This window comes from Betaproteobacteria bacterium, assembly GCA_009693245.1.
Taxonomy (GTDB): domain Bacteria; phylum Pseudomonadota; class Gammaproteobacteria; order Burkholderiales; family SHXO01; genus SHXO01.
On the sequence record SHXO01000012.1, the window covers coordinates 12,535 to 28,539 of the forward strand.

General features: G+C 60.0%; 10 protein-coding genes. 2 read left to right on the forward strand and 8 right to left on the reverse strand.

From position 1 onward, the window contains the following. Positions 1-184: 184 nt before the first annotated feature. Positions 185-1,030, forward strand: coding sequence for a PEP-CTERM sorting domain-containing protein (locus EXR36_03345; GenBank protein MSQ58689.1), 846 nt, complete (start codon positions 185-187; stop codon positions 1,028-1,030). Between the two features lie 105 nt (positions 1,031-1,135). On the opposite strand, the gene EXR36_03350 is transcribed toward EXR36_03345, so the two are convergent. Both EXR36_03350 and EXR36_03355 read right to left on the reverse strand, forming a co-directional pair. After that, positions 1,136-3,628, reverse strand: coding sequence for an FtsX-like permease family protein (locus EXR36_03350; GenBank protein MSQ58690.1), 2,493 nt, complete (start codon positions 3,626-3,628; stop codon positions 1,136-1,138). Next, a complete protein-coding gene (locus EXR36_03355; GenBank protein MSQ58691.1) occupies positions 3,615-4,277 on the reverse strand; it encodes an ABC transporter ATP-binding protein in 663 nt (220 codons plus the stop codon). The genes EXR36_03350 and EXR36_03355 overlap by 14 nt, the downstream gene beginning before the upstream one ends. A 63-nt stretch (positions 4,278-4,340) precedes the next feature. Here EXR36_03355 and EXR36_03360 point away from each other — a divergent pair, with 63 nt between their 5' ends. Next, complete coding sequence (locus EXR36_03360) at positions 4,341-5,975, forward strand: peptidase C13 (protein ID MSQ58692.1); 1,635 nt, start codon at positions 4,341-4,343, stop codon at positions 5,973-5,975. Here EXR36_03360 and EXR36_03365 read toward each other — a convergent pair. From EXR36_03365 to EXR36_03390, 6 genes are all read right to left on the reverse strand, one after another. Next, the gene (locus EXR36_03365) at positions 5,972-9,124 is read right to left on the reverse strand and encodes an efflux RND transporter permease subunit (protein ID MSQ58693.1); all 3,153 of its coding nucleotides are present in this window, start codon (positions 9,122-9,124) and stop codon (positions 5,972-5,974) included. The genes EXR36_03360 and EXR36_03365 overlap by 4 nt on opposite strands. Before the next feature lie 22 nt (positions 9,125-9,146). Beyond that, a complete protein-coding gene (locus EXR36_03370) occupies positions 9,147-10,271 on the reverse strand; it encodes an efflux RND transporter periplasmic adaptor subunit (protein MSQ58694.1) in 1,125 nt (374 codons plus the stop codon). A 134-nt stretch (positions 10,272-10,405) separates the two neighbouring features. Next, positions 10,406-10,780, reverse strand: a complete 375-nt coding sequence (locus EXR36_03375; protein ID MSQ58695.1) for a hypothetical protein — start codon at positions 10,778-10,780, stop codon at positions 10,406-10,408. A gap of 133 nt (positions 10,781-10,913) precedes the next feature. Further along, the gene (locus tag EXR36_03380; protein ID MSQ58696.1) at positions 10,914-11,309 is read right to left on the reverse strand and encodes a thioredoxin; all 396 of its coding nucleotides are present in this window, start codon (positions 11,307-11,309) and stop codon (positions 10,914-10,916) included. Positions 11,310-11,499: 190 nt separating this feature from the next. Next, positions 11,500-12,336 carry a hypothetical protein gene (locus EXR36_03385; protein ID MSQ58697.1) on the reverse strand — a complete coding sequence of 279 codons (837 nt, stop codon included), beginning with the start codon at positions 12,334-12,336 and terminating at the stop codon, positions 11,500-11,502. A gap of 422 nt (positions 12,337-12,758) precedes the next feature. After that, a complete protein-coding gene (locus tag EXR36_03390) occupies positions 12,759-15,878 on the reverse strand; it encodes an efflux RND transporter permease subunit (GenBank protein MSQ58698.1) in 3,120 nt (1,039 codons plus the stop codon). Positions 15,879-16,005: the final 127 nt, after the last annotated feature.

The following is a 16,005-nucleotide window of genomic DNA, read 5'->3' on the forward strand; positions in this document are numbered from 1 at the left end:
CTGTAAGCAGTGTCGGAATCCTTTACAGTCCATCGCCTCAGATCCTTGTTTAATCTCATAAGAACTTGATTGTAAGATATAAAATATATATGGCGCAAATACTGCGTTATCGGAACTATCCACACCATGGCGCAATATAGATTGTCTGCGGGTCCGATATCAAACACATTGAAGGAGAAGGAAAATGAAGTCCGGATTATTGAAGCACACCACAATATTCCCCGCGATAATTGGAGCACTGATGTGTCAAAGTGCATACGCAATCCTGGTAACGGGGAATACCAACGCGACGGACTTGGGCAATGCGGTAGCCACAAGTGGGGGAGCAGGCCTGACCGTGCTCAGCTCCACGCTGAGCGGAAACACTTCGGGCAGCGCTGTGTCGCGCGGTACTTATACCAACGCCTCCGGTACCTACAACATCGGCGATGGGATCGTCATTTCCTCAGGCAACGTGAACGACTATAGCGACGGCCCTAACACGAGTACGGGTAATACTACCAATTATTCAACCGCAGCCACGGCCGCCCAGCAGTTATTGCTGAATCAGGTATCGGGCCTATCTAACTATCTTGACGTTACGCAACTGGATGTGACCTTCACGACCACCACCGGAGAAGTATTCTTCAACGTAGTGTTCGGCTCCGACGAATTTCAGGAATTTCAGAACAGCCCCTTCATCGATGCCTTCGGCCTGTTTCTAGATGGCGTTAACATCGCCGTGTTCAACGGCAAGCCCATTAACATAAACCATCCGGATATGGCCTTTAGGGCTGGCACCGAGCTCGATGGAGTCCTACCTGGAAGCGGCGGCCCCATGCTGTTTTCCGGCACAGGCTTGGATATCACCAAACAACATACCTTGACCTTTATCCTTGCAGACCGTGGTGACGGCGCTTTAGACAGCACGGCCTACATTGGTGGCTTAGGCGGTACCGCACCTCAGGGATCTGTTCCGGAGCCGACCACTCTAGCACTGATGGGCCTAAGCTTGGTTGGTCTTGGTGCTATGCGCAAACGGAGAACCTAGAATCCACTGTCGGAATTCTTTACACTCAACGGCGGCCAAGGCCGCCGTTTGTTTTTGGGAATTCGAACGAGAGACATTATCTCGACGGCGCGCAGCGGTGATCTATTACCAGTCATGTTTCACCGCCCGCACCACGTCGGCGCCCATGGCATTGCGTGCACTCCACCAGCTCGTCAGCGTCGCCAGCGCCAACAAACTTAGTGCAAAGACCGCGAGGCCCATCCACGGGATGAGTACCTCCATGCTCCAATGGAAGGACTGTTTGTTAACCACATGGATAAGGATCAGACTCATCACCCATCCCAGGGCGGCCCCTACGAGAATGCCAACACCCGTGGTCATCGATCCTTCCACGGTAAGCAATCCTCGAATCTGAGAGCGAGTGAGTCCGAGATGGCGCATCACGCCGAACTCGCGTTTGCGCGCCAGTACCAGCGCACCCACGCTGCTGGACAACCCTACCAACCCGATGATGACTGCCACCGCTTCCAGCGCGTAGGTGATGGCGAAGGTGCGATCGAACACGGATAGGGAAATCTCACGAAGCTCTCCGGGCGACGCGGTCTCCAATGCACCACCTCCTGGCAAGCGATGAATAGCCGTGCTAACCGCCTCCAAGGATCCGCCGGGCGCAAGCCATAGTGCGAACTCGTTGACGCGCCGGTCGCCTGTGATTTGCGCGTAAATCCCGCGGTCCATCAAGAGCGCGCCTTGCTGGCGCGCGTAGTCGCGCCATACGCCAGCAACCGTGAAAGCCACGAACTTTTCCCCGATGGGGAGAGACAGGGAGTCACCCGTCTTGAAACCGTAGAGACCGGCGGCGGCTTCGCTCACCCAAAGAGCGGGCGCGCGTGGTTCGCCTGATTCGGGCGCCTTCCCTACCACCGGAAGAACATCCCTCGAATCCGCGCCCCAGGTGTCGCGCGCGAGGAGCGTGACGCGGGGCCGGCCCGCCTCAAGCGCGATCTGCTGGCTGCGTTGAAACTGCACGCGCCTCACACCTGGGAGGGTTCGCACGGATTCTTGCAACTCTTGGTCAAGAAACGCCGAATCGTTGTACTTGACTGTTCTCACGTACAGGTCCGCGGGCAATACGCGATCCAGCCAGGTCACCAGGGAATCGCGAAAGGAGGCGACCATGATGGCCATGGATACCGTGAGGCTCACGGCGGTCACGGTGGCGGCAAGGCTGAGCGAAACCTGGCGCAAGGAGCCGCGCAACTGCGCCACGGGCAAGAATAATCCTAGCGGCAGGCCAAAGTTCGCCCAACGCAACGAGAATTCCGCCAAACGCGGGAGCAAGGCGATCGTTCCCAGCAATAAGGCGGCGATAGCGGCATAACCGAACACCGGAAGCCCGCCAATGGGAGGCAGAAAACTCAAGACTGCTCCCGAGACGAGTGCTGCCCACCCGGCGAGGGGACGAATGGATGCACCAGTTTCGTCGCGCAGGCCCTTCAACGCAGCGGCCACGGAAATCTTCGCGCTCCGCAACGCAGGCCCCAGGGCTCCGGCAAGTGCCGCGAGAATTCCGCAAAGGATCATCGCGAACGCGATGCCGTGGGAAAATTCTATTTGCGCATTGGCCAGCGGCCGCGCACCGGAACCCAGATCCCCCTGCGACCATCGCAGTACCAAGTTCGCGGCGGCGGCGCCGAGCAATACGCCGGCGACCCCTCCCAGCAAACCGATGGCCAGGGCTTCCAGCAGCAAGGAATTTCTTATCTGCGCTCGCGTGGCGCCGAGCGCGCGCCACAGCGCATGTTGCGCCGAGCGTTGTTCCACCGAGATGGATTGAGTCGCGTAGACCAGCAAAGCCCCGGTGAACAATGCCACCAAGGCCAGCACGCCGAGATTGACTCGGTAGGCGCGAGAGACCTGGGCCACGCTGGATTCGGTTTTCCGCGCGGTTGCCACGTACACTCCTGGCGGCATCAGGCGCTGCATCGCTTCGCGTGCCGCTTCCGCATTCACTCCTTCGCGTAGCTTCATATCGATTCGGTCGATGACACCGAGCCGCCCGAATAGCTGTTGCGCCGCGCCGATATCCATGACCGCTAGTGGAGTTTCGCTAGCGGCGCTACCAGCGATGCGTAGCGTGACGATGTTCGTACCAGCTTGTACCCGAAGCTCGCCGCCCGGCCACCTCTTGCGCGCGGCGGCGCTCAAGAAAACGCGATCATCGCGTAGCGATGCAAGCATATCGGTCTCGTCCGAAGGCAAGGGCAATAGCGCGGGTTGCACACGGGATACGCGGAAAACATCGAGAGCCAGCAATTTGAGCGGCTCATCCTGCCCTGTGACCTTGACTTCCAATTCCAGCGCGGGACTGGCGAACTCCACTTCGTCCCGGCTTGCGAGCAGGGGGTAGAGTTCTTCGGAGAATCCCGCCCTGGGGCCGCGCACGATGAGATGGGCCTCGCCGGAAAGCTCGCGCGTGGCGCGCACGAATTCGTTCTTGGCCTGGCGGTTGATGAGTTGAATGGCGCAACCCAAGGCCACCCCGAGAGATATAGCCAGTAGCGCGATGGCGAATCGCAAAGGGTCTTGGCGCACTCCTGCGAGAACGAGTTGCGCGGGCGGGCTATGCCGGAACAAGGCCCGATCCCGTGAGCATCATCACTCTATCGGCCCGCCGCGCCGCCAGTTGCGAATGGGTGACCAGAAGCAGGGTGATACCGGCCTTTCGCACGCAATCCTCCAAGACGTCCAACACGCGGACGGCCGTTTCGGGATCCAGATTCCCCGTGGGTTCGTCCGCGAGAATCAGCGCGGGGCGATGCACGATGGCGCGTGCGATGGCCACACGCTGCATTTCGCCTCCGGAAAGAACCGCGGGAGAATCCGAGGCACGCTCGGGCGCGATGCCCACTTGAGCCAGCGCTTCCCCAGCGCGCGCCAAACTCTCGGCGCCGGAATGCCCGAGCAATCGCAGCGGCAACGCCACGTTTTGCGCAATGCTCAGGTAAGGTAGTAGATGAAAGGCTTGGAACACGAAGCCGATTTTTTCTCGCCGGAGCAAGGTCATCTCATCCTCGCCGAGCGCGGTAACATCGGTGCCGTCCAGGAGGATTCGGCCTGAATCTGGCCTGTCTAGTCCGGCCACCAGATTGAGCAGCGTGGATTTGCCCACGCCAGATTCGCCCATCACGGCAATGAATTCTCCCCTGCCCGCCTGGAAACTTAGGGAATCCATGAGCCGCCTTCCACCGGGGACGGATTTGCTGACGCAGTCGAGGCAGAGCATAGGTGTGCATAATAAATGCTCTTCGGCGGCCATTGAACCGAAGAATCGATTGATGGAACCTTCATGACGAAACGCACGGTTGTCATCGCCCTCTTTGTTGGAGCACTTGCGGCGTGGATCATTTCCGCACCCGCCCGCACTGGCGCTCACCCAGGCGCCCTCACCGCCGACGGTGGCCGCTACTTCGGCAAATTGGCGAACGGCAAGCTGCACGGCCAAGGCCGTATCGAATGGGAGAACGGCGCCTTCTACGAAGGAGAGTTCGCCGAGGGTTTGTACTCTGGCCGCGGGCGCTTGCGATTGGCTTCTGGCGATGTTTACGAAGGGCAGTTCAAGAAAGGGCTGATGGAAGGCCCGGGCCGCACGCGCTATTCGGACGGCGATACCTACGCTGGAGAGTTCCGCTCAGGACGCATGCACGGTAAAGGGCGCTATGAGGATGCCCGGGGAGATGTTTACGAGGGAGAATTCGACAAAGATAAATTCGCCGGCCAGGGCCTTCACATCCGAAAAGGCGGCGGCCGCCACGAAGGCCGCTTCGCCAACTGGCAGCCCGAGGGACCGGGCCGCCACACCGATGCCATGGGCCGCGTCTATGAGGGCGAGTTCGCCAACGGAGAACTCAACGGCCGGGGCCGCTCGGATGGCAAGGCGGCGGGACGCTACGAAGGCGAGTTCAAGAACTGGCTCTTCCACGGACAAGGCGTCCTTTACCTTCCCAACGGAGATGTCTACCGGGGAGGCTTCGCCGATGGCCTCTACGACGGCGAAGGCACGCTCACTTACGCCAAGCCAATTCCCGGTGGCCGCACGCAAGATAGCGGCATCTGGCGTAACGGGGAACTGGAGGATGCGGCGCGCGAAAAACTAGATCTAGCCAACAGCGAAGCCGCGCTCTACAACCAACGCGCGCTGCTGGACAAGGCGTTGAGCGCCATCGAGGCGAGGGATGCGGGAAAGATCAACTTGTACATGCTCTCCGTCGCCGGTGAAGGCACGCAGGAAGTATTCAGGCGCGAAGTGGATTTCGTGACGGATTTATTTGGGCGCCAATTCGGCATCAAGGGCCGCGCGCTTGCCTTGGTCAACAGCCGCAACACGGTGGCCACGCACCCCATGGCCACGGTCACCAGCATTCGCGAAGCCCTTCAGGGCATCGCCAGACGCATGGATAGGCAGAAGGACATATTGTTCCTGTTCATCACTAGCCATGGTTCGAAGGAACACGAGATTTCGCTGGGCCAAGAGAAGATAAAGTTGCGCGGCCTGCCCGCCCAGGATCTGGGCCAGATGCTCAAGGAGACGGGAATTACCTGGAAAGTCATCCTGATTTCGGCTTGCTACAGCGGCGGTTTCATCGATGCCCTCAAGGACGATCACACCTTGATCATGACCGCCGCGCGCCGCGACCGGACCTCCTTCGGCTGCGCCGACGAAAACGACTTCACTTATTTCGGGCGCGCCTTTTTCAAGGAGTCGTTGCCCGCCAGCACCTCGTTTCAAGACGCCTTCCAACGCGCGGAGAAATTAGTGCGGGAGTGGGAGCGAAAAGATCTGAGCGGGAACGGCCGCGCCGGCGAGGAAGAATATTCTCTCCCTCAAATATTCAATCCCGCGCCGGCGGAAAGGTATTTGCGGCGATGGTGGGCACAGGTGCAAGCGAGCGCCCGTGCCCCGGAAGGTCGCGCCGCCCGCTAATGCGCTTCCTTGCTCAAAGTGGGAATGGGCACTTCGGGTGTCCCAGGCAGCGCGGGTTTAAGGGGTTCCTTCACCGCATCCTCCGGATCGCTTACCGTGCGCATCAGCAAGGTGTACATGGTGGGAATGATGAAGAGAGTGAAGAACGTTCCCAGCAGCAACCCGCCGACGATGACCCAACCGATGGCTTGGCGCGCTTCCGCGCCCGCGCCCGTGGACACGGCGAGAGGGATGGCGCCCAGCACCATCGCGGCAGTGGTCATCAGGATGGGACGGAGCCGCAAGGTCGCCGCTTCCACCACCGCGCCGAACTTCTCCGCGCCTTGGCGGCGCAGTTGGTTGGCAAACTCCACGATCAATATGCCGTGCTTGGTGATGAGGCCGATCAACATCACCATGCCGATCTTGCTGTAGATGTTGAAGGTACCTCCATTTCCGAGGCTCAAATTGATCTTCATCACCAGCAAGGCGCCCGCCCAGGCGAGCGGCACCGTGAACATGATGACGAGCGGACCGGCGAAACTCTCGAACTGCGCGGACAGCACGAGGTAAATGAACAATAGGGCCAGCCCCATCACCAAGTACATTTCTATTCCGGTTTCACGCAGTTCGCGCGATTCCCCATCGAGATCGGTGCGCGTGCCCGGCGGCAACACTTCGGCCGCGACCGCCTCGACGTGCTTGAGAACCGTTCCCAGGGCATAGCCTTCGCCCACGTTGCCATTGATGATGGCGGCCCGGCTCTTGTTGTAGTGGTTGAGTTCCTTGGGCGCCACGACTTCGCGCACCGTCACCAAATTGGAAAGCTGGTGCAGCGATCCGTCCTTGCCGCGCACGTAAATGGAGGTGAGATCGGAGGGCTGGCGCCGGTTGGCGTCTTCCACCTGCACCACCACGTCGTACTGCTTGCCCTCGCGCTTGTAACGCGTCACGTCGCGGCCCCCCATCAGGGTTTCCAAGGTATGGCCAATGGTTTCCATGGAAATGCCTAGATCCGAAGCCTTGTCGCGGTCGATGTCCACCTTGAGCTGGGGTTTGTTGAGTTTCAAATCCGTATCGAGCCCGGTGATACCCTTGTACTGGCTCAGCTTGGCCATCATTGGCTTTACCACGCCAGACAACTGCTCGTAGCTGGTGCCGTAGATCACGAAGTTCAATTTCTTGTCCAGGAAGTTGCCTCCCAGCGATGGCGGATCCTTGGTGAAGGACAGCACGCCCGGCAGCCCACCGAAGAGCCTGGGCGTCAACTCCTTGCTGATCTGCATCTGGCTCTTTTCGCGCTCGCCCCAGGGCGACAGCACCGAGAAGGCGATGCCGATATTGACCGGATTCGGGCGCTCCAGTCCCGGCGCTACCACGGCGAACATGGTTTCAATTTCCGGAATCGAGGTAGCCATGGCTTCCACCTGGCGCATGTAGCGGTCGGTGTACTGCATGGTGGAGCCTTCAGGCGCGATGACGAAGGCCATGAACATCCCGCGGTCTTCCACCGGGGAGATGTCGTCGGTGTCCTTCAAGGACCAGAACAAGATGCCCATGCCGGCGATAACCGCGACATAGACCGCGACCATGGCCCATCTCGCCCTCAGGGTGGCGCGCAGCATGCGCCGGTACAGGTCATTCATGCCGGTGAAGAATCTCTCCGTGGCGTTGTACAGCGCACCGTGCTCGCCGTGTCCCTTCAGCAGCCGCGAACTCATCATGGGCGTGAGGGTCAAGGCCACGAAACCAGACACGATCACCGCCGCCGAAACCGTCATGGCGAACTCGATGAAAAGCTTGCCCGTGCGCCCCGTGATGAACACCAGCGGCATGAACACGGCGGCCAGGGTAATGGTCATGGCAATCACCGCGAAGCCAATCTCCTTGGTGCCCTTGAGGGCCGCCTGTATGGGAGACAAGCCGCGTTCGATATGGCGGTGGATGTTCTCGAGCACCACAATGGCATCATCAACCACCAGCCCCACCGCCAGCACGATGCCAAGCAGGGTGAGCACGTTGATGGAAAAGCCTATCGCGTAGACGAAGAAAAACGCGCCGGTCAGCGACACCGGTATGGTCACCGCCGGAATCAACGTGGCGCGCGGGCTGCGCAGGAATAAGAAAATCACCAAAACCACCAGGGCCAAGGCTTCCAGCAGCGTCTCGAACACCGAAGCGATGGAAGACTGGATGAAAAGAGAGGTATCCACAGCCACCTTGAGGTTCATACCCTCGGGCAAGGTGGTCTGGAGCTTCGGAATCACATCCTTTACAGCTTGCGCGATTTCCAAGGTGTTTCCCGTGGACTGTTTCACCACGCCCAGCCCCAGAGCTTCCTGGCCCTTGATGCGCACGACTTTGCGGTTCTCGTAGGGCCCGGGTGCGGCGTGCCCCACGTCGCGCAGCCGCAGAGGGTAGCCGTTCACTTCGGCGATGATCATGTTGTTGAACTGCTCGGCGCTCTTCAGGTCCGTTTCCGCCAGCACCGTGAACTCGCGCTCCGTGCTCTCGATGCGCCCGCCCGGCGAATCCAGGTTTTGCCGTAATAGCGCGTCTTCCACGTCCTGGGCCGTCAGCCCTTGGGCGGCAAGGCGCTCTCGGTCGATCCAAACCCGCATGGAGTATTTGCGCTCGCCCCCGATCACCACGGTGGCAACGCCGGGCAGTGCCTTGAGCGGATCGGTCAAGTAGCGATCGGCGTAGTCGGTCAATTCCATGGCGCTGTGGCGGTCGCTGGTGATGGCGATCCACATGATGGGCCAGGCATCGGCTTCGATCTTGTTCACCACGGGATCGGTCACCGCGCGCGGTAGCTGCGCCTTCACCCGCCCCACGCGATCGCGCACGTCGCTCGCGGCGGCGTCCACGTCGCGTTTGGTCACGAAGGTGACGGTGATCTCGCTCACCTCTTCCTTGCTCTTGGACTTGATGGTCTTGATGCCCTCGATGCCTGAAAGCGCGTCTTCTATGGGCTGGGTGATGACACTTTCCACCACCTGCGAAGTGGCGCCTTTGTACACCGTGCGCACGGACACCGTGGGCGGATCGATCTTGGGGTACTCGCGCACCGCCAAGCGCTCGAAGGAGATCGCGCCGATGAGCACGATCATCAGACTCATCACCGTGGCGAGGACGGGACGCTTGATGGATAGATCCGATAGAACCATGGTGGGGTCTCCTGCTTGGAACTTACGTCTTGGGTTGCGCCGGCTCCTCCGCCGCAACAGGGGCCATGACGGACACCGGTGTACCCGGAGGCATCATCTGCAGCTTCATGGCGCCCTCCGTCACCACTTGGTCCTCAGCGCTCAAGCCGCTGACGATCTCCACCTGGCCAGGGCGGCGTGCGCCGATCTGGACCTGGGTGATTTCCGTGGCGCCGCCTTTCTTGATACGGTAGACGAAGGCATCCTTGCCCTGGGGAACGATGGCTTCCTCCGGGATAATGAGCGCACTGGTCCGGCTTTCCAGCATAACGATCACCCTGGCGAACATGCCAGGTTTGAGTTTCGCCTCCTGGTTCGGCACCTCGGCACGCGCGCGGACGGTCCGGGAACGCTCGTCCACCACCGGCTCCAAGGCGTATATACGTCCGGTGAAGCGGTCGGCGGGATAGGCATCCACGGCCACGGCGACATCCTGGCCTTTCTTGAGCCGGCTGGCGTGAGTTTCCGGTACTCGAAAATCGAGCTTGATGGCGCTGATTTTCTCCAGGCGAACGATATCCTCGCCGGCCTTGACGTAGGCGCCTGGGCTGATCAGACGTAACCCGACCGTGCCATCAAAAGGCGCCACGATAACCGTTTTTGCCAGCCTCGCCTGTTCTTGCTGCACGCGGGCCTTGGCCCGCTCCATGTTGTTGCGCGCCACATCGAGCGCTTCCTGGCTGATGAAAGCCTTCTCGAACAATCCGCGCGCGCGCTCATAGCGGCTGTTTTCCGTGCGTTGGTCGGCTCTGGCCGCAGCAAGGCCCGCCTCCCGTTCCGAGTTATCGAGGGCCACAAGGCGCGCGCCTTTCTTGACAGCTTGGCCTTCTTGGAAGGGTAAGCTCACCACGCGGCCATCGATCTCGGAGCGAATGATCACGGATTCATCGGCTAGTAAGGTACCCACCGCGGTGAGCTCGGTGCTGAAGGTCCCTACCTCGACGTGCGCTGCCTTGACGGGCAATCCGGAAGACTTTGCGCCACCGCCAGGTGCGGCTTTACCGTCCGTGGGTTTGGCTTGGGCCGCAGCAAGATCGTCTTTCTTGCCACATCCAAAGCACAGGGCCGCGCAGGCGATTAGCGCGATTAATGTTGGATTGCGGGTCATGGTCGCGTGCACTGCCTTCAAAGAGCTACGGGTCGGTCGTCGTAGTCATGCATCCGCAGGGGATGGGCGCGACACCGATAGCAGCAGAAAATTACAAGTATGACCAGTTTAGCTCAGTTTGCCGTGCTCCGGTCTTATTTGCGCGAACGCGCCGGTCCGCTACGCACCGTTGGGCAAGCCCGGCGCATGAGAAGCGCCTCCTGCGCCTGCCGTTGCGCTTCGATTTCCGCGTGCACCTCGTCCATATCCAGTTGCTGCATCCTCGCAAGCAAGGCCTCCAGCCCCGGCGCGGTGGGTTGAACCGGCTCGGCGTAAAGAGCGCCCCGGTCGCGAAAGATGAGTAAGTAGGGCGTTTGCACTACGCCAAACATGGCGAGAAGGCCGGGGATTTTCGTACTGTCCACCGCCGCCAGCGCGCAGGGCAAGGCTGTACGCTCGCACACCCGCGCCAACCCTTCGAGTTGCTCCGTGGCAAAGTTATCCGGCGCGTGAATCAGCACCACGGCCATGGCCTGCTAGGCGATGAAACCCTCGAAGTTCGCTTCCGTGACGTCGTTACGCAAGATGGCCACCTCCTCGATACCTATCGCGCGCGCCCGCGCATGGGCGATCCGCGATCCCGTGAGCCTTAGGGCGTTGGCGCTACGCCGGCGAGCCTGCCGCCGCTGGGGGGCTGGTTTTTTTTCCTTCCTCGATCTCCCGGTGGACGGCTTCCATATCGAGGGCCTTGGCTTTGCCGAGGATGTCCTCGAGTTCCTGGGGCCGCAAGGCCCCGGCCTCGGAATAGAGGATCACGTTGTCACGCAAGATCATCAAGGTGGGAATGGAGCGAATGCCGAACATGCCGGCAAGCTCTTGCTCCTCTTCCGTATTCACCTTCCCGAATACCACGTCCGGGTACTTTTCCGATGCCGCCTCGAAGGTGGGCGAAAAAAACCGGCACGGCGCGCACCAGGGCGCCCAGAAATCGACCACCACCATGGCGTTGCTGCTCGCGGTACGGTCGAAATTGTCCTTGGTTAGATTGACGGTGGTCACTGCGGCTCCTCGGATCGCTAACCCCGAGAAGAAGTTTACCTCCTAAAACGATAAACCTTATTTGGGGCTCGGCTGCGAGTCTGTGGGTCAAGATAAGCCACGCGCGCGCGAAGTACAAAGTCAAAGGGTTGCGATTACGCCTTGTGAGCGATCCGCAACCCTTTAAATAATGCGCGGTTCCGAACCAGGGTCAGGTCAGCCGGCGTGCCCGCCGCTCGGCCACCAACCCTGCGAGACTGAGCGCCATTAAGCTCACGGTCCCTGGCTCATGGACAAAGTTACCATTCCTGATTTGAACGTTGCCAGCAAGAGTAGTTGGAACGCCAGCCGCGTCGGTATCAACCACAGTGAGCCCACCCACCGCGCCAAAGGAATTGTGTGTCGGATCGTTCATGTCGGAGTTAGTCAACCCCGGAAACAGCGCTGCTCCCGCGACTGTCAGCGCATAGGGTGCCGATGTCGCAACTGACGTCACCACCACCGGGAGGAACCCAAAGAGATCCGGATTCGACCCTAAGGTATCGTCTAAACAAAAACCACTAGCCGGAGAACACTCGGAAAGAGCCAGTAGGCCACCACCTGCATTGATGAATGTCGCGATGTCCGTCTTTCGCGCGATGAGCGCGTCCAATTCCGCCTGCTTCAGCATGCCGCCGAAGGAGGAGGCGATAGCGATGGCTTCGTAGTTCGATAGATTCGCGCTTGCAAATCCCGCCGCATCCACCCAGTCATACTCCACCCCGAGGGTCAGGAGTATGGCGTTCAGGCCGTCCTCTCCAACAAGATGGCCTGGCGTCGGAGAATCAAAGCTCTCCACCCACAAAAACTTGGTAGTTATGTTGGTGTAAACCCCCCCGGTGACAAAGCTCAATCCAGCTTTCAGTAGGTTCTTGGCTCCTAGGCTGCTCCGGGCGTGAAAGTCCGGATCATGCCCCGTTAGAAATACGGGACCGGCAGCGGCTGGGGCCGTTGCCAGCGCCGACAACGCAAACGCCAGGGCAGTAATCTTTGTCTTTAGATCGGTCATGCTGAAGTCTCCTTCTTTCAGTTATGCGTGACAGCCGCCGACGCTACATCGGCAAACTTCTCTGAGCGAAGATATTGTGGACGCACCTCACTCTTCCTGAGGCCACTGCAATAATGGAGCCACCTGATCTAAGAACATACACATCAACGCGTTACGTATGTGGGTCCTCTGCCTGTGTAAATTCAGCCGACACCTGAGTTCTCGGTTGGATGGACCACCTAGGCCGATATTAATCGCACTAGATCAGCCGATTCGAGACCAAGGCTCTGATAACGCGACAGATTTACTCACGGGATGAGATACCGGGCAACCTTTCCTGTTCGCCAAGACACGCTAAATCAGGTGTAAAGAAAGCCGACAGTCATTGGATTCCCTATCCATTCGGCAACATTGAGAGCTTCCCAGCAATAATGAATACTGGATCACGCGGATGAAACAACTGGCACGCCGGAGTTGGCGGGAAAACGCCCGAAGTGCAACAGAATCGCCGGCAGGACCAACAAGTTGAGCAAGGTGGAGGTGAGCAAGCCACCCACAATGATGCTGGCCATGGGCCCTTCGATCTCGCGGCCGGGCTCGCCACTGCCCAAAGCCAATGGCAGTAAGCCAAGCGCCGTCACCAAGGCTGTCATCAGGATGGATGGCAAACGCTCGGCCGCACCGCGTAGCGCCGTCTCCGGCCCCCAGGGTAGTCCTTCCACTTCCACCAGATGCTGGTAATGCGACACCAGCATGATGGAGTTGCGAAGCGTAATGCCGAACAAAGTAACGAATCCCACCAGCGAGCCCAAGGTCATCCAGCCTCCGCCCGCCAGCACTGCCGCCACGCCACCGATCAAGGCGAAGGGCAAGTTCAGAAAAGTGATGATCAAGTTGCGCAGATTGTTGAAGGCGATATACAGCAGCAAGAAAATTCCCATCCCCGCGATGGCCGAGTGCACGATCAAGTCCTCGCGGGCCTGGGCTTGCGCCTGCGCCGCGCTGGAATAGACCGCGTAATTGCCCTTCGAGAGCCTGGCGTCCCTGGCGATGCGCTCCTTCGCGTCCTTCTCGAATTGGGCGGCATCGCGTTCTTCGATGTTCGCCGTCACCGTCTGGATGCGGCGCCCGCCCGAATGCAGAATCTTGTAGCGCCCGCCGGTCACGCCGATGTCGGCGATTTCGTTCAAGCGCACTAGCCGCCCATCGGCCGCTTTGACCTGTAGCTGCCCCACGTGCCCCACTTGGTTGCGCAGCTCCGGCGCGAGTACGGCCACGACGTCGATCACTCTCGCGCCTTGATAGACCTGCCCCACGCGCGCGCCGGCGTAGGCCGCATGGATGGCTTCCAGCACATCGAGACTCTGCAAACCCAGCACCGCCAGACGCTCCTGGCGCAATCGTATGGTGAGTTGCGGCGTGCCGGGTGGCGCTTGCAGTTGCACGTCGCGCGCGCCCGGCACCTGGGCCAGTACGGAGGCTACCGATTTGGCATCGTGATCCAGCAAGTCCAAGGAATCCCCGTGCAAGCTGACCACAAAATCGGCGGGGAACCCGGTGATGGTCTCACCGATGCGCTCCGTGAGAAAAGTGTTCACGCCAAAAGTGACTCCAGGGAAACTCCCCACGCGCTCGCCCGCAAGCGTGGCGCGAATCTCCTTCAGCACGCGCTCCTGTTCATCGCCCCCGAGGGGGCCGATCTCCACTTCGTACTCGCTATAGTGTGTGCCGAAAGTATCAGCGCCATTGGGTGCGCGTCCCACCCACTGCGCCACGGACTTGACCCCCTTGATGTCTCCGATGGCCTTGGCGATGCGCTGGCCGATGCGCAAGGACTCTGCCTCCGCGGTACCCGGCACTGCGGTGACATGGATGATGTAGTGTCCTTCGCGCAAGGCCGGAATGAACTCGCCGGATAACAGCGGCAGAACGGCCATGCCCGCCGCGATGACCACGAATACCGCGCCAATCAAGCGCCCCGGAACCGCCTCGATCCTCCGCAAGACTCCGGCGTAACGCGGTTTCAGCCAGCGCACGAAAGGCGGATCTTCCGGTTTGAGTGCGATGCCGCCCAGCAACAGATGACACAGGGCCGGTGTGAGGCTGACCGCCACCACGAGGGAAGCGAGAATGGCGAAGATATAAGCGAGGCCCAAGGGCGCGAAAAGTTTTCCGGCAATGCCCGAGAGTGTCAGCAAGGGCACGAACACGAGCGCCACGATGAAAGTTGCGTACAACACGGAACTACGCACTTCCATGGAAGCGTTCAGTACGACCTGGGAGACCGGTAGAGGATTGGCCAAGGCCATGTTATTTCGCAAACGCCGGAAGATGTTCTCCGTGTCGATGATGGCATCGTCCACCACTTCGCCTAACGCAATGGCGAGGCCCCCCAGCACCATGATGTTCAAACCCACGCCGAAGTAATCCAGTATCAAGACCGCGCCCAAGAGTGACACCGGAATCGCCGTGGCGCAGATGAAGGCCGTGCGCAGGTTATATAGAAACAAGAATAAGACGGTCATCACCAGAACCGATCCGATGAGTAGATCGCGTTGCACGTTACTCACGGCGGTTTCGATGAAGTTGGCGGGGCGGAACAAACCGGGATGCAGCGTGATGTTTTCCGGCCTGATGAGAGGTTCGATCTCGGCCAGGGCTTTCTCCAAGGCAAGCGTCACCGCCCGCGTGTTGGCACCCAATTGCCCCTGAATGAAGAGAAACACCCCTGGCGTTCCGTTAATGGCGGCGGCGCTGATGGAAGGCGCGGGCGCGGCCACGACGGTAGCTACGTCGGAAAAGCGCAACATCTGGCCGTTACGCAACGCCAGTAGAGAACGCGCGAGTTCCTCGATCACGGCGGGCTGGCCTTGCGCGTCCAGCGTGATGTGCTGGTTAGGGCTTTGAATGAACCCGGCGGGGACCAAACCCGTGATCCGTTTCGCGGCCTCCGTCACTTCGTTCAAGGTCACGCCGTGCTGAACCAATCGCGCCGGGTCAGCCTGGATTTGCCATTGCAGAACTTCGCCGCCGAAGACATTCACCTCCGCCACACCGGGCACCGCCATCAGGTGCGGCCGGATGGTCCAATACACCAGCGTGCGGATATCCATCAGCGTACGTTTGGCCGAGGTCAAGCCCACGCCCAACACGGTGCTGGCGGAAGAAGTGAGCGGGGTGATGGTGGGATGCGAAACACCCAAGGGCAGTTGCAGCCCACTCAAGCGCTCTCCCACCATCAGGCGGTTGCGAAAGACATCGGTATTGTCTTCGAATACCACCGTCACGACCGACAAACCGGGAATGGATTGGGAGCGGATCACTTCCACGCCCGCCGTGCCCGAGAGCGCATTCTCGATGGGCTGGGAAACCAGCCGCTCCACCAATTCCGAGGACAGGCCCAACGCCTCGGTCTGTATCACCACCTGGCTGGGAGAGAATTCCGGAAACACGTCCAGGTTCGCGCGCCCGAGAACGTAGAGCCCATAAACCACGATGGTGAGCGCCAAGGCCACCACGACGCCGGAATAGCGGATGGATTGGCGAACGATGAACGAGATCATTGGTTATTGAGCACTCCAAAATACATGACTGAACTTCCATTCAAGATCTTTTCCCTCATCCCCACCCTTCTCCCGGAGGGAGAAGGGCTATTTGCTTCCCTCTCGCGGCGGGAGAGGGACTGAGGGT